Origin of the sequence: Pseudomonas sp. PS02303, assembly GCF_029959925.1 — a bacterium.
GTDB classification, from domain to species: domain Bacteria; phylum Pseudomonadota; class Gammaproteobacteria; order Pseudomonadales; family Pseudomonadaceae; genus Aquipseudomonas; species Aquipseudomonas mandelii.
Genome location: NZ_JASCOM010000141.1, coordinates 1 through 15,453 on the forward strand (window position 1 = coordinate 1; position 15,453 = coordinate 15,453).

At 61.2% G+C, this 15,453-nt stretch carries 24 protein-coding genes and 1 pseudogene; 17 read left to right on the top strand and 8 right to left on the bottom strand.

Annotation, left to right across the window (positions count from 1 at the left end):
- Positions 1-132: 132 nt before the first annotated feature.
- A complete protein-coding gene (locus tag QMX98_RS23685) occupies positions 133-747 on the top strand; it encodes a recombinase family protein (RefSeq protein ID WP_000904941.1) in 615 nt (204 codons plus the stop codon).
- Positions 748-799: 52 nt separating this feature from the next.
- Here QMX98_RS23685 and merE read toward each other — a convergent pair whose 3' ends face one another.
- Genes merE through merT form a run of 6 tightly spaced genes read right to left on the bottom strand, consistent with a single transcriptional unit; the run spans position 800 to position 3,947 of the window.
- On the bottom strand, positions 800-1,036 hold the full coding sequence (gene merE / locus QMX98_RS23690; RefSeq protein ID WP_001087809.1) for a broad-spectrum mercury transporter MerE: 237 nt from the start codon (positions 1,034-1,036) through the stop codon (positions 800-802).
- On the bottom strand, positions 1,033-1,398 hold the full coding sequence (gene merD / locus QMX98_RS23695; RefSeq protein WP_003465059.1) for a mercury resistance co-regulator MerD: 366 nt from the start codon (positions 1,396-1,398) through the stop codon (positions 1,033-1,035). The genes merE and merD overlap by 4 nt, the downstream gene beginning before the upstream one ends.
- A gap of 16 nt (positions 1,399-1,414) precedes the next feature.
- A complete protein-coding gene (merA, locus tag QMX98_RS23700; protein ID WP_000136268.1) occupies positions 1,415-3,061 on the bottom strand; it encodes a mercury(II) reductase in 1,647 nt (548 codons plus the stop codon).
- The gene (gene merF, locus QMX98_RS23705; RefSeq protein WP_000654684.1) at positions 3,058-3,303 is read right to left on the bottom strand and encodes a mercury resistance system transport protein MerF; all 246 of its coding nucleotides are present in this window, start codon (positions 3,301-3,303) and stop codon (positions 3,058-3,060) included. The genes merA and merF overlap by 4 nt, the downstream gene beginning before the upstream one ends.
- Before the next feature lie 2 nt (positions 3,304-3,305).
- The gene (gene merP, locus QMX98_RS23710) at positions 3,306-3,581 is read right to left on the bottom strand and encodes a mercury resistance system periplasmic binding protein MerP (protein ID WP_000735441.1); all 276 of its coding nucleotides are present in this window, start codon (positions 3,579-3,581) and stop codon (positions 3,306-3,308) included.
- 15 nt (positions 3,582-3,596) lie between these two features.
- Complete coding sequence (gene merT / locus QMX98_RS23715; protein WP_001294667.1) at positions 3,597-3,947, bottom strand: mercuric ion transporter MerT; 351 nt, start codon at positions 3,945-3,947, stop codon at positions 3,597-3,599.
- Between the two features lie 71 nt (positions 3,948-4,018).
- Here merT and merR point away from each other — a divergent pair, with 71 nt between their 5' ends.
- The 10 genes and pseudogenes from merR (at position 4,019) to QMX98_RS23765 (ending at position 9,491) form a co-directional block, all read left to right on the top strand.
- Positions 4,019-4,453, top strand: a complete 435-nt coding sequence (gene merR / locus QMX98_RS23720) for an Hg(II)-responsive transcriptional regulator (RefSeq protein WP_000429838.1) — start codon at positions 4,019-4,021, stop codon at positions 4,451-4,453.
- 220 nt (positions 4,454-4,673) lie between these two features.
- The gene (locus tag QMX98_RS23725; protein WP_001247892.1) at positions 4,674-4,964 is read left to right on the top strand and encodes a nucleotidyltransferase; all 291 of its coding nucleotides are present in this window, start codon (positions 4,674-4,676) and stop codon (positions 4,962-4,964) included.
- Positions 4,961-5,347 carry a DUF86 domain-containing protein gene (locus QMX98_RS23730; protein ID WP_003100872.1) on the top strand — a complete coding sequence of 129 codons (387 nt, stop codon included), beginning with the start codon at positions 4,961-4,963 and terminating at the stop codon, positions 5,345-5,347. Before QMX98_RS23725 ends, QMX98_RS23730 begins: the two co-directional genes overlap by 4 nt.
- Positions 5,348-5,583: 236 nt before the next feature.
- Complete coding sequence (locus QMX98_RS23735) at positions 5,584-5,940, top strand: cupin domain-containing protein (RefSeq protein ID WP_003465043.1); 357 nt, start codon at positions 5,584-5,586, stop codon at positions 5,938-5,940.
- Positions 5,941-6,194: 254 nt separating this feature from the next.
- Entirely contained in the window at positions 6,195-6,521 is a 327-nt protein-coding gene (locus QMX98_RS23740) for a hypothetical protein (RefSeq protein ID WP_003100858.1), read from the top strand.
- Positions 6,518-7,018, top strand: coding sequence for a hypothetical protein (locus QMX98_RS23745; RefSeq protein ID WP_003100856.1), 501 nt, complete (start codon positions 6,518-6,520; stop codon positions 7,016-7,018). The genes QMX98_RS23740 and QMX98_RS23745 overlap by 4 nt, the downstream gene beginning before the upstream one ends.
- Positions 7,015-7,386 (top strand): hypothetical protein, encoded by a 372-nt coding sequence (locus QMX98_RS23750; protein WP_003100853.1) that lies wholly within the window; start codon positions 7,015-7,017, stop codon positions 7,384-7,386. The genes QMX98_RS23745 and QMX98_RS23750 overlap by 4 nt, the downstream gene beginning before the upstream one ends.
- A complete protein-coding gene (locus QMX98_RS23755) occupies positions 7,380-7,937 on the top strand; it encodes a recombinase family protein (RefSeq protein ID WP_282411463.1) in 558 nt (185 codons plus the stop codon). The genes QMX98_RS23750 and QMX98_RS23755 overlap by 7 nt, the downstream gene beginning before the upstream one ends.
- A 32-nt stretch (positions 7,938-7,969) precedes the next feature.
- Positions 7,970-9,244, top strand: a pseudogene (locus QMX98_RS23760) (molybdopterin cofactor-binding domain-containing protein); the annotation flags it as partial.
- Between the two features lie 112 nt (positions 9,245-9,356).
- Positions 9,357-9,491 carry a hypothetical protein gene (locus QMX98_RS23765; protein WP_282411464.1) on the top strand — a complete coding sequence of 45 codons (135 nt, stop codon included), beginning with the start codon at positions 9,357-9,359 and terminating at the stop codon, positions 9,489-9,491.
- 83 nt (positions 9,492-9,574) lie between these two features.
- Here the strand turns inward: QMX98_RS23765 and QMX98_RS23770 are convergent, their stop codons facing one another.
- Both QMX98_RS23770 and QMX98_RS23775 read right to left on the bottom strand, forming a co-directional pair.
- Positions 9,575-12,604 carry a Tn3 family transposase gene (locus QMX98_RS23770; protein ID WP_010465834.1) on the bottom strand — a complete coding sequence of 1,010 codons (3,030 nt, stop codon included), beginning with the start codon at positions 12,602-12,604 and terminating at the stop codon, positions 9,575-9,577.
- Positions 12,588-13,190 (bottom strand): recombinase family protein, encoded by a 603-nt coding sequence (locus tag QMX98_RS23775; RefSeq protein ID WP_010465829.1) that lies wholly within the window; start codon positions 13,188-13,190, stop codon positions 12,588-12,590. The genes QMX98_RS23770 and QMX98_RS23775 overlap by 17 nt, the downstream gene beginning before the upstream one ends.
- 191 nt (positions 13,191-13,381) lie before the next feature.
- Between QMX98_RS23775 and QMX98_RS23780 the strand changes: the two genes are divergently transcribed.
- The 6 genes from QMX98_RS23780 to QMX98_RS23805 form a co-directional block, all read left to right on the top strand.
- Complete coding sequence (locus tag QMX98_RS23780; protein WP_203327755.1) at positions 13,382-13,759, top strand: type II toxin-antitoxin system RelE/ParE family toxin; 378 nt, start codon at positions 13,382-13,384, stop codon at positions 13,757-13,759.
- Positions 13,740-14,075, top strand: coding sequence for a helix-turn-helix transcriptional regulator (locus tag QMX98_RS23785; protein WP_001172026.1), 336 nt, complete (start codon positions 13,740-13,742; stop codon positions 14,073-14,075). Before QMX98_RS23780 ends, QMX98_RS23785 begins: the two co-directional genes overlap by 20 nt.
- 14 nt (positions 14,076-14,089) lie before the next feature.
- Positions 14,090-14,425 (top strand): hypothetical protein, encoded by a 336-nt coding sequence (locus QMX98_RS23790; RefSeq protein WP_000741275.1) that lies wholly within the window; start codon positions 14,090-14,092, stop codon positions 14,423-14,425.
- Positions 14,426-14,448: 23 nt separating this feature from the next.
- Entirely contained in the window at positions 14,449-14,775 is a 327-nt protein-coding gene (locus QMX98_RS23795; protein ID WP_000091614.1) for a hypothetical protein, read from the top strand.
- On the top strand, positions 14,772-15,152 hold the full coding sequence (locus QMX98_RS23800; protein ID WP_001054412.1) for a hypothetical protein: 381 nt from the start codon (positions 14,772-14,774) through the stop codon (positions 15,150-15,152). Before QMX98_RS23795 ends, QMX98_RS23800 begins: the two co-directional genes overlap by 4 nt.
- A 156-nt stretch (positions 15,153-15,308) precedes the next feature.
- Positions 15,309-15,453 (top strand): DUF3391 domain-containing protein (locus QMX98_RS23805; RefSeq protein WP_260477340.1); only part of this gene is annotated, 145 nt, incomplete at its 3' end.

A 15,453-nucleotide genomic window follows, 5' to 3' on the forward strand; every position in this document is an offset into this window, starting at 1 on the left:
TTGTCACATTACGAGCCTGAATGGCCGTTTGCAGGTCTTAGACTAAATGACGGGTTAAGTGACAGTTTTTGACGGCGAGAACTTTCTGGCTCACACTGTCACATAATCGAACGTATATGTGACAGGTACGACATGCTGATAGGCTACATGCGGGTATCGAAGGCGGACGGCTCCCAGGCTACCGATTTGCAGCGCGACGCGCTGATTGCCGCCGGGGTCGATCCAGTACATCTTTACGAGGACCAGGCATCCGGCATGCGCGAGGATCGGCCCGGCTTGACGAGCTGCCTGAAGGCGTTGCGAACTGGCGACACACTGGTCGTGTGGAAACTGGATCGGCTCGGACGCGACCTGCGACATCTCATCAACACCGTGCACGACCTGACTGGGCGCGGCATCGGCTTGAAGGTATTAACCGGGCACGGCGCGGCCATCGACACCACGACCGCCGCCGGCAAGCTGGTCTTTGGCATCTTCGCCGCCCTGGCCGAGTTCGAGCGCGAGTTGATCGCGGAGCGCACGATTGCCGGCCTAGCCTCGGCCCGCGCGCGCGGGCGGAAAGGCGGCCGGCCGTTCAAGATGACCGCCGCCAAGCTGCGGCTGGCGATGGCGGCAATGGGTCAGCCAGAGACCAAGGTCGGCGACCTGTGCCAGGAACTTGGCGTCACGCGGCAGACCCTGTATCGGCATGTTTCACCCAAGGGTGAGCTACGTCCAGATGGCGAGAAGCTACTCAGCCGAATTTGATGCCGGCATGAGGCAACGTAGCGACAGCGTGGTTTGTCTCAATGGGAAGCGCTCATGATCGATCTTTGAAGGCCCGCAGCAGTCGTGTCACAGACAGGACGAACAAACCGGTCAGCGTGAGGGCTGCGATACCCCAGTACTCTCCGATGAACGCGCCGGCCGTCGTGCCGGCCAGCACAATGGCGAGAATCGGCAAATGGCAGGGACAGGTGAGCACGGCCAGCGCGCCCCACAGGTAGCCGGTGATCGGTTTGTGCGTCTCGGACGGCAAGCGCTCGGGGCTGTTCATGGCAGACTCTCCGCGTGCTGTGCCGGCTCGGTCGGCATGGTGGCCAACTGCACCTCCAGATCGGCCAACGCTTCGCGCCGACGCTCGACGAACTGGCGCAGAACGGCAAGCTGCGCGGCCGCTTCATCGCCGTCCGCAGCATCCAGCGCCCGGCACAGCCGCGCCAGCGCGTCCAGGCCGATGCCCGCCTCGAAGGCCGCCCGCACGAAGCACAGCCGTTGCAAGGCGGCATCATCGAACAGGCCATAGCCGCCCGGGGTGCACGCCACCGGACGCAGCAATCCGCGCAGCAGGTAGTCGCGCACGATATGCACGCTCACCCCGGCATCAAGGGCCAGCCGGGACACGGTGTAGGCGCTCATTGAAAACCTCCTTTTTTTATCCAGCGCAGCAGGAAAGCTGCTTCACGTCCTTGTTGAAGGTCTGCGCCGCAAGCTTCAACCCCTCGACCATTGTCAGGTAGGGGAACAACTGGTCGGCCAGTTCCTGCACCGTCATGCGGTTGCGGATGGCGAGCACCGCCGTCTGGATCAGTTCGCCCGCTTCCGGGGCCACCGCCTGCACGCCGATGAGCCGTCCGCTACCTTCCTCGATGACCAGCTTGATGAAGCCGCGTGTGTCGAAGTTGGCAAGCGCTCGCGGAACGTTGTCGAGTGTCAGCGTGCGACTGTCGGTCTCGATGCCATCGTGGTGCGCTTCCGCCTCGCTGTAGCCCACGGTGGCGACTTGCGGGTCGGTGAACACCACTGCCGGCATCGCGGTCAGATTGAGGGCTGCGTCGCCGCCGGTCATGTTGATCGCGGCACGGGTGCCGGCGGCCGCTGCCACGTAGACGAACTGCGGCTGGTCGGTGCAGTCGCCGGCCGCGTAGATGTTCGGGTTGCTCGTGCGCATGCCTTGGTCGATAACGATGGCCCCTTGCGCATTGACAGTGACCCCCGCCGCGTCCAGCGCGAGGCTGCGCGTATTCGGTGCCCGACCGGTGGCAACCAGCAACTTGTCAGCGCGCAATTCACCGTGTCCGGTGGTCAGCACGAATTCGCCGTTCACATGGGCGACCTGGCTGGCTTGCGTGTGCTCCAGCACCTCGATGCCCTCGGCGCGGAAAGCGGCTGTCACGGCCTCGCCGATGGCCGGGTCTTCCCGGAAGAACAAGGTGCTGCGTGCCAGGATCGTGACCTGGCTGCCGAGCCGGGCAAAGGCTTGCGCCAGTTCCAACGCCACCACCGACGAACCGATCACGGCCAGGCGTGCGGGAATGGTGTCGCTGACAAGCGCTTCGGTGGAAGTCCAGTAGGGTGACTCTTTCAGGCCCGGAATCGGCGGCACGGCCGGACTGGCACCGGTGGCGACCAGGCAGCGGTCGAACGTTACCTCGCGCTCGCCACCCTCGTTCAAACGGACGACCAGGCTCTGGTCGTCCTTGAAACGCGCTTCACCGTGCAAAACGGTGATGGCTGGATTGCCGTCCAGGATGCCTTCGTATTTGGCGTGCCGCAGTTCATCGACACGGGCCTGCTGCTGGGCCAGCAGTTTGCTGCGGTCAATCGCAGGCACAGTTGCCGCAATACCGCCGTCGAACGGACTTTCCCGGCGCAGATGGGCAATATGGGCAGCGCGGATCATGATCTTGGACGGCACACAGCCGATATTGACGCAGGTGCCGCCGATGGTGCCGCGTTCGATCAGCGTGACCGTCGCGCCTTGCTCGACGGCCTTCAGCGCCGCCGCCATCGCGGCCCCGCCGCTGCCAATGATGGCGATATGCAAACCGGCGCCCTCAAGTGCATCACGGATTTTTGGTTCATCTTTGAAATCACCAACCCGGATCGAGCCTTGATAACCCAATGCGGCGATGGCGGCCAGCAGTTGGTTGTGGCTCACGGCGGTGTCTGCCATGACTTGCGCGCGGCTTTCTGGATAGGACACCACAGCGGCATTCACGCCGGGAATCTTTTCCAAAGCATCTTTGACATGGGTGGCGCAGGATGTGCAGGTCATGCCATTCACGGTGATTTCGGTCATTTTTTTACTCCATTGAATTTCGGTGTGCAGCAGGCATCGGCTTGGCGTTTTCGTTGGATGGCGTAGATGGTCAAGCCGATGAAAATCGCCAGCGCAGGCAGCAGCACATAGTCCAGATAGCCGGTCAGCGCGGACAAGCCGACCACACCGAGCAAAATGACCAGAACAGGGGTGAAGCAACACAGCGCCACGAGGGTTGTGCCAATGATGCTGACCCGCAGCAGTGTCTTCGGGTCTTTCATGATCAGTTCTTGACTGATGATGGGTAGCCCGCATCCTCGGTAGCCTTGGTCAGTTTCTGCACGCTGGTCTTGGCATCATCGAAGGTGACCACCGCTTCGCGCGTCTCGAAGGTCACGTCAACTTTACTGACGCCATCGACCTTGGAAATCGCCTTCTTGACAGTGATCGGACAGGCCGAGCAGGTCATGCCCGGTACGGACAGCGTAACGGTCTGGGTGGCGGCCCACACGGGGGCAACAACGGCAGCGAGGGCAAGGGCGGAAAGCAGCTTTTTCATGGTGAACTCCTGTGATCAATAGAAAAATGGCACGACGTAGGGAAATCCGAGCGCGACCAAAACCAGCACGGCCACGCCCCAGAAAATGAGCTTGTAAGTAGCTCGCACTTGGGGAATCGCGCAAACCTCACCCGGTTTGCAGGCGGCTGACGGCCGGTAGATGCGCCGCCAGGCGAAGAACAACGCCACCAGCGCCACGCCGATAAAGATGGGGCGATAGGGTTCCAACACCGTCAAGTTGCCGATCCAAGCGCCGCTGAACCCCAAGGCGATCAGAACCAGCGGCCCGAGGCAGCAAGCCGAGGCGAGGATGGCGGCCAGCCCGCCAGTGAAGAGCGCGCCGCGCCCGTTTTGAGGTTCAGACATACGTTTGTCCTTTCGAATCTGAATTGGATAGCTTAAGCTTACTTCCGTAGTTATGTACGGAGTCAAGCGATATGGAAAACAATTTGGAGAACCTGACCATTGGCGTTTTCGCCAGGACGGCCGGGGTCAATGTGGAGACCATCCGGTTCTATCAGCGCAAGGGCTTGCTCCCGGAACCGGACAAGCCTTACGGCAGCATTCGCCGCTATGGCGAGACGGATGTAACGCGGGTGCGCTTCGTGAAATCAGCCCAGCGGTTGGGCTTCAGCCTGGATGAGATCGCCGAGCTGCTGCGGCTGGAGGATGGCACCCATTGCGAGGAAGCCAGCAGCCTGGCCGAGCACAAGCTCAAGGACGTGCGCGAGAGGATGGCTGACCTGGCGCGCATGGAGGCCGTGCTGTCTGATTTGGTGTGCGCCTGCCATGCGCGGAAGGGGAACGTTTCCTGCCCGCTGATTGCGTCACTGCAAGGGAAGAAAGAACCGCGCAGTGCGGACGCGGTGTAGCCCGAGGGAACTACGCCTTAGCGTGCTTTATTTTCCGTTTTCTGAGGCGACTCCAACGTCAGAAAAGACCGTGCGGTCGACTTTTGATATTTCGTGCTGTCGCCTTCTGAAAGTGACACGCGGCACGGGAATCAAGGCATTGCGATTCTCGAAAATAGTTCTTGAAATTCTATTCTTGATTGCATATCATCTCAACGAGTTTCGATAAGAAAGGATGCCCATGCGACCGTCTGTTGTGCTTGACATGAAGCGAAGCGCAGTGCGTGAAGCGGTAGGCCGCTTTCGCGCCGCGAACCCGCGCGTCTTCGGCTCGGTGCTGCATGGCACCGACCGGGATGGCAGCGACCTCGACCTGTTGGTCGATGCGCTGCCCGGTGCCACGTTGTTGGACTTGGGCGATTTGGAAGAAGAACTGAAATCGCTGCTCGGCGTTGACGTCGATCTGCTGACTCCCGGCGACCTGCCGCCGAAGTTCCGGGCCAAGGTGCTCGCGGAGGCGCAACCGATATGAGCGAGAACCGCCTGCCCGATTACCTCGACCACATTCAGCAGGCCGCAACCGATGCGCGCAGCTTCGTGGAAGGGATGGCCAAGGACGACTTCTTGGCCGACAAGCGCACCCAGCAGGCCGTCATCATGAGCCTGATCGTCATCGGCGAGGCGGCCACAAAGGTGATGGATGGCTACGTCGAGTTCACCCAGGCGCATGCCGACGTGCCGTGGCGCAGCATGCGCAATATGCGTAATCGCATGGCTCACGGCTATTTCGACATCAACCTCGATGTGGTGTGGGAGACGGTACAGGAATGGCTGCCGGCGTTGCTCCAGCAATTGCCCGCCGTGCGTCAGGATGCCGACGATGAAGACCGTAACGACAAAGGCATGGAGCCATGACCAATCAAGCCGCCGATGTTCGGCCCCTCTGGCGTGTTCGATCCCGCGACCTATGAGCCGCGCTCGGGCAAGACCTTCTGGATGGCCGCAACGGACGTGAGTTCGCTGGTGGGCAAGGAGGCAGCAGCCGACACGCTCATCGGCAACTGCACGACCGCACGACCAGCCTCCCGTTCAAATTCGAGTTAGAACTCATATCCAGCCTGTCTGGGGGCACTGTGAAAGAGGGATCTCCGATGACTGTTGAATCGAGAATATTTTCTGTAGCCGAGTATGTTCAGCCGTCCGAAGGCGAGCCTATTCGTTCCGTTGTGCTTGAAACCCGAGACTCAATTATCGTGGTTTGGCATGTCCATCCCGGGCAGGAAATTGCGGCTCACATTCATCCTCACGGCCAAGACACGTGGACTGTTTTGTCGGGAATGGCTGATTACTTTCAGGGCAATGGGATTGTTCGTGCCCTCAGGGAAGGTGAGATAGCCGTGGCAAGACCGGGCCAAGTGCACGGGGCGCGAAATACAGGTACCGAGCCATTTGTGTTCGTCTCGGTTGTGGCATCAGCCAATGCCGGTTTCGTATTGGCTGAGCGATAGAGCCCAATCTCTGGAGTTGGTCCAATGAGCGGTCGGGGAGATAGGTAACAGACATGCAGCGGACACGGCTGCTAAACCAGGTCGCAAACCTCCTTGCGTCGCAGCGTGCCGCAAGCGACGCGATCAATCGAATGGGGTCGGCATGAGACTGAACACCATCCAGTTCCCGACCGCGTAGCCGCCTGTCCTGCCGATCAGGTCTTGACCATCGACGCCTGGGATCAGTCCTGAATGTTCTTGGAGACCACTACGTTATGAGCCGCAGCCGCCGCAAAACACCCATCGTCGGGCACACGACCTGCGGCAGCGAGCGCGAGGACAAGAAGCTCTGGCATCAGCGCTGGCGCACCCGTGAGCGCACGGCGCTGACCAGCGCGTCGCCCGAAGCCCTGAGCGCCCATCTGCCCCTGCTGGAAAACCAGGCCAGCAGCGTCTGGTCGATGGGCAAGGATGGCCGCTCCTACTGGCCCGTCAAGCGCCAGGCCGCCACGGCGGATCGCATCGCCAATCACAAGGGACGCAACCCGCAAGAACGCGCCTCCCTGAAAAAGCGCCTGCTGCGCAAGTGGATGAGCAAATGAAGCTCTCCTTCCATCAGCACATTGCGCTGTTCTGGATGATCGGTGCTCCGGGCGTCTTCGCGCCCGTGATCGAGAACGCCAAGCGGCCCGATGCCGGCGCCGTCATGGCGTGGGGTGTCGCGATCGTGGCGGTGATGATCCTCTTCACCCCTTTGCTGCTGCGCTGTCCACCATTCCGGCGCTGGTATGGCCGGACGGATGCGCTGTCGGAGCGGCAGCGCCAGGCGCTTGCCGAGCGCGGCCTGCGCCGCTACTACCAGACCGCTTTCGATGACGGCTACGTGCCCCGCGTGATGCCCTACGTGTGGCGCATCATCTGGACGGTCGGCGGGTTGATGGCTGTGACCGCCGTACTGCCTACCAACACCGGACGGCCAGCCTTCGATGCCTTGGTGGTCTTCTCGACCTGGTATCCGATAGGCGTGATGCTGCTGGTTTTCGCGTCGAGGCCCCTTGGCCGGTTGATTCGCCAAAGAGCACAGGAGCGGCGGAAATGAGCACGTCAACCATCGAGGCGCTGGCCAGCGCCTGGGCAAGGATTGCCGAGGAAGCGGAATTCCCCGCTGACTACGAGGGGACTGCCACACCACAAGCGCATCGGGCTAGCGAAGCTATTCAGGAGCAGATTCGGGAGCGCATCGTCGCCACCAACGACATGCGGCTGTTCAGCCTGCTGCACCTGCTGGGTCAGGCGTCGCTGCGCATGGAGCAAGCGCTGTGGCCGGAGGATTACGAGCGGATGACGCGCGAGGTTGAGGAAGCCCTGCGGCAAGCCACCGACGCCAACGCCAGATCGTACACCCACGAAGAAGTGATGCAGGCGATGCAGGAACGCATCGACCGGGCGCGAGACAAGCCATGTTGATTGGCTATGCGCGCGTCTCGACGCAGGATCAGAACCTGGAGCTGCAACGCGAAGCCTTGAGCAAGGCCGGATGTAAAAAGGTCTTCGAGGACAAGGTGAGTGGCACGCGGGCAGACCGGCCTGGCTTGGCCAAGACGCTCGAAATGCTGCGCGAAGGCGATACTTTGGTCGTCTGGAAGCTCGACCGGCTGGGCCGGTCGGTCAAGCAACTGGTCGATCTGGTCGGCGAGCTGCACAAGCACGGTGTCCAGTTCAGGAGCCTCACCGACTCCATCGACACCGGCACACCATCCGGGCGGTTCTTCTTCCACGTCATGGCGAGCCTTGCCGAAATAGAGCGCGAGCTGACCGTCGAGCGCACCCGCGCCGGGCTGGAAGTCGCCAAGCAGCTCGGCCGCAAAGGCGGCCGCAAGCCGAAGATGACCGACAGCAAGATCGAGTCGGCCAAGAAGCTGCTGGCCAGCGGGGTGCCGCCCAAGGACGTGGCCAAGAACCTCGGCGTGTCCATTCCGACGCTGTACCGCTGGGTGCCAGCCTCCACGCACGCTTAGCGTGCTTTATTTTCCGTTTTCTGAGACGACCCCATGAGGGCACACCCCAGGCTGGCACGGATAACGCTTACCAAGCCCGGGTGACCAAGCAGTACCTGATGCACGGCTCCATCGGCCCTTCCTGCGCCGTGGCCTGGTTCAAGGACGGCACGTTGACGGTCTGGACCCACACCCAAGGCGTCTACCCCCTGCGCGCTGGCATTGCGGAAATGGTCCGGCTGCCCTCCGAGCGCGTGCGCTGCATCCACGCCGAAGGTTCCGGTTGCTATGGCCACAATGGCGCCGACGATGCCGCGGCCGACGCTGCGCTGATTGCCATGCGAATGCCAGGCACGCCGGTGCGGGTGCAGTGGATGCGCGAACAGGAAAATCTCTGGGAGCCGTACAGCTCGGCGATGATCGGCCAAGTGCACGCCAACCTGGATGCGCAAGGTCGCTTGCAGGACTGGAACTACGAACTGTGGACCACACCGCACAACGAACGCATCGTCAATGCGGGTCGGTTGTTGCCAGCGCGATTGCTGGCCCGCCCCTTCACCTCGGCCCCGTCGATCCCCATCGCCCAGCCCGAAGGTGACGGCGATCGCAACGCGGTGCCGCTGTACACATTGGCCTCCACCCGCATCGATATGAACTTCGTCACCGAAATGCCGTTTCGCACCTCGGCCATGCGCTCGCTGGGCGCGCATATCAACATCTTCGCCATCGAGGCGTGCATGGATGAATTGGCCAAAAAGGCTGGGATCGATCCGGTCGCTTTGCGCCTGAATCACCTGGCGGACCCGCGGGCACGGGCGGTAGTGGAGCGGGTGCGCGACGCCATCGGCTGGCCGCACAAGCCCAATGAAGCGGGCGCAGGTATCGGTTTCGCTTTCGCCCGCTACAAAAACATCATGGGCTACTGCGCGCTTGCGGTGCGCTTGCAGGTTCATCCGCAGACCGGCGAAATCCAGATCGATCAGGTGGTGACGGCGGTCGACGTCGGCCAGATCGTCAACCCCGACGGCCTGCGTAACCAGGTGGAAGGCGGGATACTCCAGTCCGCCAGTTGGACGCTGTACGAAAAAGTTGCCTATGACGCCGGGGGTATTCGCAGTTACGACTGGAGCGGTTACCCGATCCTGCGATTTTCCCAGGTGCCGAAAAAAGTCGACGTCCATCTGCTCGATCAGCCAGGCCAACCTTTTCTGGGTGCCGCGGAAATCGTCCAGGGGCCGATGGCTGCCGCTATCGGCAATGCCGTGGCGAATGCGACCGGGCGACGCTGGCTGAACCTGCCACTGACCCGCTCCGACCAACCCGCCTGAGCTGCCCCGGCGGACTCGGCCTGCTTCAATCGTCGTGTTAGAAAAATTGAATTAGCGGGTTGTCCGACCGGTCAGGAATTATGCACGCAGGAAATCTGACGAGGTAACAGCCATGACTATCGAAGCAGAGACACTCGTACAACTGGCCGAAGCATTGCAGGAACGCGGCATGACGATGGTCGCCGATGTCGCGTTCATTCGAGCGCCGTATCGGCATGATCATCGTTGGGTGTGCATGGTGGCGTGACCCCACGGCAGGGCCTTCAGATCAACAGGTCCTCGTGGAACGCACCGTAAGGGGGTTGTACGCCGGAATCCCAGAAATTTCCGTCAGCCCAGCTCCAGTCCCGCCACGAGCGCATCCAGGTCGATGAACTTGCCGTCAGTCTGGAAGGTGTAATGCCCGTTCAGCAGGATGTGCCGCCAGGCCGCTGGCGACATCTGCGTGATCAACGCCAGCGCCTTGGCATTGCCAGCTGCCTCGTACTTCGTCAGCAGCAGGGACAGGATCGCCGAGTTGTAGAAGATGATCGCGTTGCCGATCAGCCTGGCGCACTGGTTGCTGATCTCGATTTCGATGTCGGTGCGGCCGGTCAATTCCTTCTTCCCACCGACTTGGGCGATGGTCGAGCGTAGCTGGTGATAGGACTCAATGCGGTTCTGCGAGCGGTGAACATTACGCTCCAGTTGCGGGTCGCGCAGGTAGCGCAGTGTGTAGATACTGCGGATGAGCTTGTCGAACTCGAAGATTGCGCGCCGCGTCGGGTTCGGCGCCGTATAGGTGCACAGCTTGCGGATCAGCGTGCCCTGCGTCATTTCCTTCAGGCCCAGTGTGGCGACGATTCGGTCGATGTTCGCCTTCTCACCGACGATGAGTTGCCGGTCGATCTGGCCAGCCGGCCGGATCAGGCATTTCTCGTACAATGCCAGATCATCGGCGCAATACAGCTCCTGCAACTGGTCGTCGAGGTCGGTGAAGCGCGGCTCGAAACGAAGTCCGAACCAGTGCAGGATGGCGAAGTTGGCCTTGTTGATGCTGTGCATGTCGCCGGTGATCGCGCTCGGCACGATGTCCGACGTGTTGCGGTACCAGATGTCGAACACGTGGTGAGCCTCGTACTCGTGTGCGCCTATCAGGTAGCCGTTCAACGGCACGTGATTGCACAGCAGCGTGTAGGCGACGACGCCCTTGCCGCGGCCGAAATATTTGCGCGAGTAGCGCGCCTTCACAGTTGGTCGCTCGACGCCGAATTTCTGCCCATCAACGGCACCGTACAACGAATCGAGGTCGAACGAGTAATGCGGGAAGATCGGCAGTGCGGCGATGGCGTTGCTGATGCAATCGTTGGCCACATGTAGCGTCGCCTGGCGCAGGTACTGCTGGTAGGTACTCTCCAGGACGTGGTACGGGATGTCGCTGGTACGTGCCATAACCTGGTTGCCGTGGTTCATGGCTTGGGCAATGATCACCGCCATCAGACTGTCGGCGTCGGCTACCTTCTTCGCATAGCGTGGCTGCAATGGTGTCAGCGCCGACAGGAACTGGCACTGGCCGTTGACGAAGCGAAACACGTCGGCGACATCGCAGTATGGCAGTTGCTCGTAGAGAGCTTGCTCGCGCGCCTTCTGGTTCTCCCCCTTGGGCTTGCGCCAGGTCAGTCTCTGCGTGTCCTTGTCGTATTCCAGGTGCGTCAGCTTGCCCTGTTTCAGCTCGCGATTGAACGCCACCCATTGCGCACGCAACTCGGCCGCCAGTGCATCGAGCTGGGCACTGACCGGCTGCCGCAGGAAGGGGATGTCCATCTGCGCGAGCACGGCGGCTTTCTCGTCCATCGAAACCAACTCGTCGGACAAATGCCGGTGCTGCAAGCTGTCGTCAATGTAGAGCTCGCCCGCCTGGAAGCGTTTCCTGACCTGACGGTAAAGCCAGAATTCGTAACGATCGGCATGCAGGCCTGTCGGCGTGCCTTCGGCATCGAACATCAGCAGGTACGGACGCAAGCGTTTCGGCAGCGTTGCCGCCGGACATTCGTCGAGTGGCCGTTGTGATAGGCGCTGCTGCTTGGCGAACACGCTCTTGGCCCAAGTCAGCGCCGCGAGCCATGGGTTATCGGGGGCCGTGCCGGCGAAGTCGAGCGCGACGTACAGCGGCCGTAGATGGCGTCGAATGCGTTCGGCCAGGCCGTCCACCGCCTGCCAGTGCAGCGCCAGTTTGTTCAGTGGCTTGACGCTCATGCGCTGCGCCGTGTTTTGCAGCAATTCCCTGGACATGATTTTGTAGGCGCGTTGGCGCACCTCGCCGAACGGCGTCGGATCGGCCACGCTGTCGTCCACGTACAGCGACAGCAGGCGGCCAACCTGCGGCGTTTCCTGATGGCGTCGCAGCTGTTCGGCGACAAAGGACTGTTTCGCACCCGTGCGGCTCTCGTCCTCAAGTTTTTTCATGTGGAAGGCCATCGCGTCGACCAGGTTGTCGGTGAGCTGCCGGTAACGTACCCAGGCATAGCACAGCAGGTAGAGCCGGGTCTGCTCCGCCTTCAGGTGGCGCAGGTCATGGACGGTATAGAAGTTCGCCAGGCTCGCGTAGTACAGCAGGTTCTGCTGCGAGATGCCGAGCTTGGGCAGCAGCGCCTTGGCGATCCCGTGCAAGGACTTCAGCGTGGCGCGCTTCTCGCGCTCCCCTGCCATCTGACGCCAGCCGAAATCTTTAGCGTCCTGCTTGAGCGCTGCCAGTTGAGACAGGGTGTCGTCACGCACCAGGAGCTGGCCCAGCGCAGCTTTGGCCGATTCGTCCAACACTTCTGCCAGCAAGCCGCCCAAGCGCCTGCGTTCGGTGGACAGGGCTTCACTGACCAGCTCTTGTAAGGTGGTGTGGCCGGGCCGGATGATTTTGTGCTCGCTGAGCCAAACGATCAGTTCGGCGGCCACGAATCCTGGCATTACGTCGCGCCGCACGATCTGTTCAGCCTGCTGTGCCAGTTGCGGCAGGAAGCTAGCCGCCCACGACCGGTAGCCGAACAGTTCGGCGATCTGACCCCTCTGGCTGTAGTGCTCATGCTTGGTGATCGCCTTGCGTTCGAACGCTTCGCCGTGGAAATAGCGACTCAGCACGAAGGCGCAATCGTCCTCGACCTCATGCCAATCGAAGCGGAAGAAAGCATGCTTGGCCTTGAAGTAGCCGATCTGCAAGACGCAATAGACTTGGGCCTGCAGGCTAGGCCGGCTGCTGGCGAACGCCAGTTCAGATTCGGCCAACGCCAGGTATTCCAGCCGCTGAGCATCGTCGAAGTCCGGTAGGCGGTACAAGGCTTCCTGCTCTGCGTCAGAAAAGACGGTGAGTAGCTTATTCTTGTTGCTCATCGACCGTCCTTCCCGCACCACGCCAACCTGCTCGCGTCAATGTTTCGATCAACGTAGTGCGCTTGACATTGAAGTTGCGGCACACCGCCGCCTTAGACATGCCGCCATCGAGCGCGGCGACGATGGCGTCCAGCTTCTCACCAGTGATCGCCTGCGGCCGGCCGCCGATCCGGCCGCGTTTGCGTGCGGCGGCCAAGCCCGCGACGACGCGCTCCTGAATCAAGGCGCGCTCGTACTGCGCGAGCGCACCGAACACCTGGAACAGGAATTCGCCCGAGGGCGTCGTAGTGTCCAGGTTCTCTGTCAGCGAGCGGAACGCCACCCGCTTGTCCTTGAGCGAAGTCACAATGGCGAGCAGGTGCGACAGCGAGCGACCGAGCCGGTCGAGTTTCCACACCACCAGCACATCGCCGGCTCGAACGAACTCAAGCGCCCGCGCCAAGCCGGCACGGTCATCCTTCGCGCCAGAGGCACGATCCTCAAACAGGTGACGCGGATCGACGCCGGCGGCGAGCAGCGCGTCGCGCTGCAAGTCCGTGCTCTGGCGGTCGGAGTCCGACGACACGCGCATGTAGCCAACCAACATAGGCGGATAACCATCAAAAACAGGTTTCCGCATAATAGTGAATAGCGATAGAGTTTTCCGTACATTTTTGAGGGGGTGTTGCACAGGTAGCACAGCGGCGGCTGACAGCCTGTCGCAAAACAAATGTTTTACGACACCTCCTTGAGGTTGCCGCGTTTACATCATTACCTGAACAGGTATAAAATTCCGTCATGACAAACAAAGAAAAACCGCTCGAATGGATCGCGAGCAGCCACAAGGATTTGATGGCGTTGCCGTCCGACGTGCGTCACCGTTTCGGTTACGCGCTCTCGTTGGCGCAGATAGGCGATCAGGATGACGCAGCAAAGGTGCTCAAGGGGTTCGGTGGTGCCGGCGTGCTGGAGGTCGTCGAAGACGATGCCGGCGGCACCTATCGAGCGGTATACACGGTCAAGTTTGCGGAAGCGGTGTTCGTCCTGCACTGCTTCCAGAAGAAGAGCAAGAGCGGAATCGCCACGCCAAAGGCCGACATGGACATCATCCGCGCTCGGCTGAAGGTGGCCGAGGTATTGGCACAGGAGCTACGAAATGCAAAAACGAATCATTGAAGGCGTCGAGGTTCAGCGCAGCTCGGGCAACGTCTTTGCCGACCTTGGACTGCCTGACGCTGAAAAGCTCAAGATCAAGACCGGCCTGGTGGTCGAGATCAGGAGGGCCATGCGCGCCCTTGGGCTGACTCAACAAGCGGCGGCCAAACGCATGGGCATCCCGCAACCGAAGGTGTCGGGCATGATGCGCGGCGACTTCACCAATCTATCCGAACGCAAGCTGATGGATTGTCTGAATCGCCTCGGCTACGACATCGAAATCAAGGTACGGCCAGCAGCCGAGCCGATCGGGCATCTAACGCTCGCAACCGCTTAATCGGAGCTCTCCTGATGGCAGCCCGCATCACCGACGACGAATGGGACGAACTGACTCCCGAGAATTTCGATACCACGGCACTGCTGCGTGCAGTCGATGCCGTGGACGTGCTGCGCGGCGATTTGAATGACAGCGCAGACGGCGCACCTCCGCAACTGCGCACCGACCTGTTGAAGCTGCATCAACTGGCAATGGCCGCGTTCAACGAGGGATCACGCAGCCGAGTGGCTGAGCTATTTGATCTCGCCGTGGATCTTCAGGATCAGGTTGATCATCTGATGACCTCGCTGGAACAAGTGCAAGAAACCCTGTCCCGGTTGACGGCGCTCTACCCAGAAAGCCTGTCCTGAATGTTCTTGGAGACAACCACATCATGAGCCGCAGCCGCCGCAAAACGCCCATCGTTGGGCACACGACCTGCCGTAGCGAGCGCGAGGACAAGAAACTCTGGCATCAGCGCTGGCGAACCCACGAGCGCACCGCGCTGGCCAGCGCGTCGCCGGAAGCTCTATGCGCCCATCTGCCTCTACTGGAAAACCAGGTCAGCAACGTCTGGTCGATGGGTAAGGATGGCCGCTCCTACTGGCCCATCAAGCGCCAGGCCGCCACGGCGGATCGCATTGCCAACCACAAGGGACGCAATCCGCAAGAGCGCGCCTCCCTGAAAAAGCGTCTGCTGCGCAAGTGGATGAGCAAATGAACCTGTCCACCATCGAGGCGCTGGCTATCGCTTGGGCGCGAATCGCTGAAGAAGCAGAACTCCCAGCCGGCTACGAGGGCACGGCGACGCCAGAGGCGCATCGGGCCTGCGAGGTGATCCAGGAGCGGATTCGAGAGCACGTCGTCGCCACCAATGACATGCGGCTGTTCGGCCTGCTGCACCTGCTTGGGCAGGCGTCGCTGCGCATGGAGCAAGCGCTGTGGCCGGAAGAATATGCGCGGATGACCCGCGAGGTCGAGGAAGCTCTCCGAGAGGCCGACGACCCCAACGCCAAGTCGTACACCCACGAAGAAGTCATGCAGGCGATGCAGGAACGCATCGACCGAGCGCGAGACAAAGCCATGTTGATCGGCTGACGGAAATTTCGGCGGTTCCGGCTGATCCAAGAATCTTGGCGTGACCTTACCTCCGCTCTACCGCTGGGTGCCAGCCTCGGCGCACGCCTAACCACCCAACTCAGAAAGGAAAATAAGTTGGTAAAACGCATTCCCGTATCCGAGCTTCGTCTCGGCATGTACATCCACAAGCTCGCCTGCTCTTGGGTTCGACACCCATTCTGGCGCGGCAGCTTCCTGCTGACCGAGCCTCAGGATCTCTCTGCCATTCGAGAATGTGGCGTCGGGGAGGTCTGGGTCGACTTGGCCAAAAGCCAAGTCG

What these genes read in the sequence shown, in the direction of transcription:
- QMX98_RS23790 (WP_000741275.1), top strand. Translation starts at nt 14,090, where the DNA reads ATGGCAGCCCGCATCACCGACGACGAATGGGACGAACTGACTCCCGAG.
- QMX98_RS23800 (WP_001054412.1), top strand. Translation starts at nt 14,772, where the DNA reads ATGAACCTGTCCACCATCGAGGCGCTGGCTATCGCTTGGGCGCGAATC.
- QMX98_RS23735 (WP_003465043.1), top strand. Translation starts at nt 5,584, where the DNA reads ATGACTGTTGAATCGAGAATATTTTCTGTAGCCGAGTATGTTCAGCCG.
- merP (WP_000735441.1), bottom strand. Translation starts at nt 3,581, where the DNA reads ATGAAAAAGCTGCTTTCCGCCCTTGCCCTCGCTGCCGTTGTTGCCCCC.
- QMX98_RS23795 (WP_000091614.1), top strand. Translation starts at nt 14,449, where the DNA reads ATGAGCCGCAGCCGCCGCAAAACGCCCATCGTTGGGCACACGACCTGC.
- QMX98_RS23725 (WP_001247892.1), top strand. Translation starts at nt 4,674, where the DNA reads ATGCGACCGTCTGTTGTGCTTGACATGAAGCGAAGCGCAGTGCGTGAA.
- merR (WP_000429838.1), top strand. Translation starts at nt 4,019, where the DNA reads ATGGAAAACAATTTGGAGAACCTGACCATTGGCGTTTTCGCCAGGACG.
- merE (WP_001087809.1), bottom strand. Translation starts at nt 1,036, where the DNA reads ATGAACAGCCCCGAGCGCTTGCCGTCCGAGACGCACAAACCGATCACC.
- QMX98_RS23685 (WP_000904941.1), top strand. Translation starts at nt 133, where the DNA reads ATGCTGATAGGCTACATGCGGGTATCGAAGGCGGACGGCTCCCAGGCT.
- merT (WP_001294667.1), bottom strand. Translation starts at nt 3,947, where the DNA reads ATGTCTGAACCTCAAAACGGGCGCGGCGCGCTCTTCACTGGCGGGCTG.
- QMX98_RS23785 (WP_001172026.1), top strand. Translation starts at nt 13,740, where the DNA reads ATGCAAAAACGAATCATTGAAGGCGTCGAGGTTCAGCGCAGCTCGGGC.
- QMX98_RS23750 (WP_003100853.1), top strand. Translation starts at nt 7,015, where the DNA reads ATGAGCACGTCAACCATCGAGGCGCTGGCCAGCGCCTGGGCAAGGATT.
- QMX98_RS23740 (WP_003100858.1), top strand. Translation starts at nt 6,195, where the DNA reads ATGAGCCGCAGCCGCCGCAAAACACCCATCGTCGGGCACACGACCTGC.
- QMX98_RS23755 (WP_282411463.1), top strand. Translation starts at nt 7,380, where the DNA reads ATGTTGATTGGCTATGCGCGCGTCTCGACGCAGGATCAGAACCTGGAG.
- merA (WP_000136268.1), bottom strand. Translation starts at nt 3,061, where the DNA reads ATGACCGAAATCACCGTGAATGGCATGACCTGCACATCCTGCGCCACC.
- QMX98_RS23730 (WP_003100872.1), top strand. Translation starts at nt 4,961, where the DNA reads ATGAGCGAGAACCGCCTGCCCGATTACCTCGACCACATTCAGCAGGCC.
- merF (WP_000654684.1), bottom strand. Translation starts at nt 3,303, where the DNA reads ATGAAAGACCCGAAGACACTGCTGCGGGTCAGCATCATTGGCACAACC.
- QMX98_RS23770 (WP_010465834.1), bottom strand. Translation starts at nt 12,604, where the DNA reads ATGAGCAACAAGAATAAGCTACTCACCGTCTTTTCTGACGCAGAGCAG.
- QMX98_RS23765 (WP_282411464.1), top strand. Translation starts at nt 9,357, where the DNA reads ATGACTATCGAAGCAGAGACACTCGTACAACTGGCCGAAGCATTGCAG.
- QMX98_RS23745 (WP_003100856.1), top strand. Translation starts at nt 6,518, where the DNA reads ATGAAGCTCTCCTTCCATCAGCACATTGCGCTGTTCTGGATGATCGGT.
- QMX98_RS23775 (WP_010465829.1), bottom strand. Translation starts at nt 13,190, where the DNA reads ATGTTGGTTGGCTACATGCGCGTGTCGTCGGACTCCGACCGCCAGAGC.
- QMX98_RS23780 (WP_203327755.1), top strand. Translation starts at nt 13,382, where the DNA reads ATGACAAACAAAGAAAAACCGCTCGAATGGATCGCGAGCAGCCACAAG.
- merD (WP_003465059.1), bottom strand. Translation starts at nt 1,398, where the DNA reads ATGAGCGCCTACACCGTGTCCCGGCTGGCCCTTGATGCCGGGGTGAGC.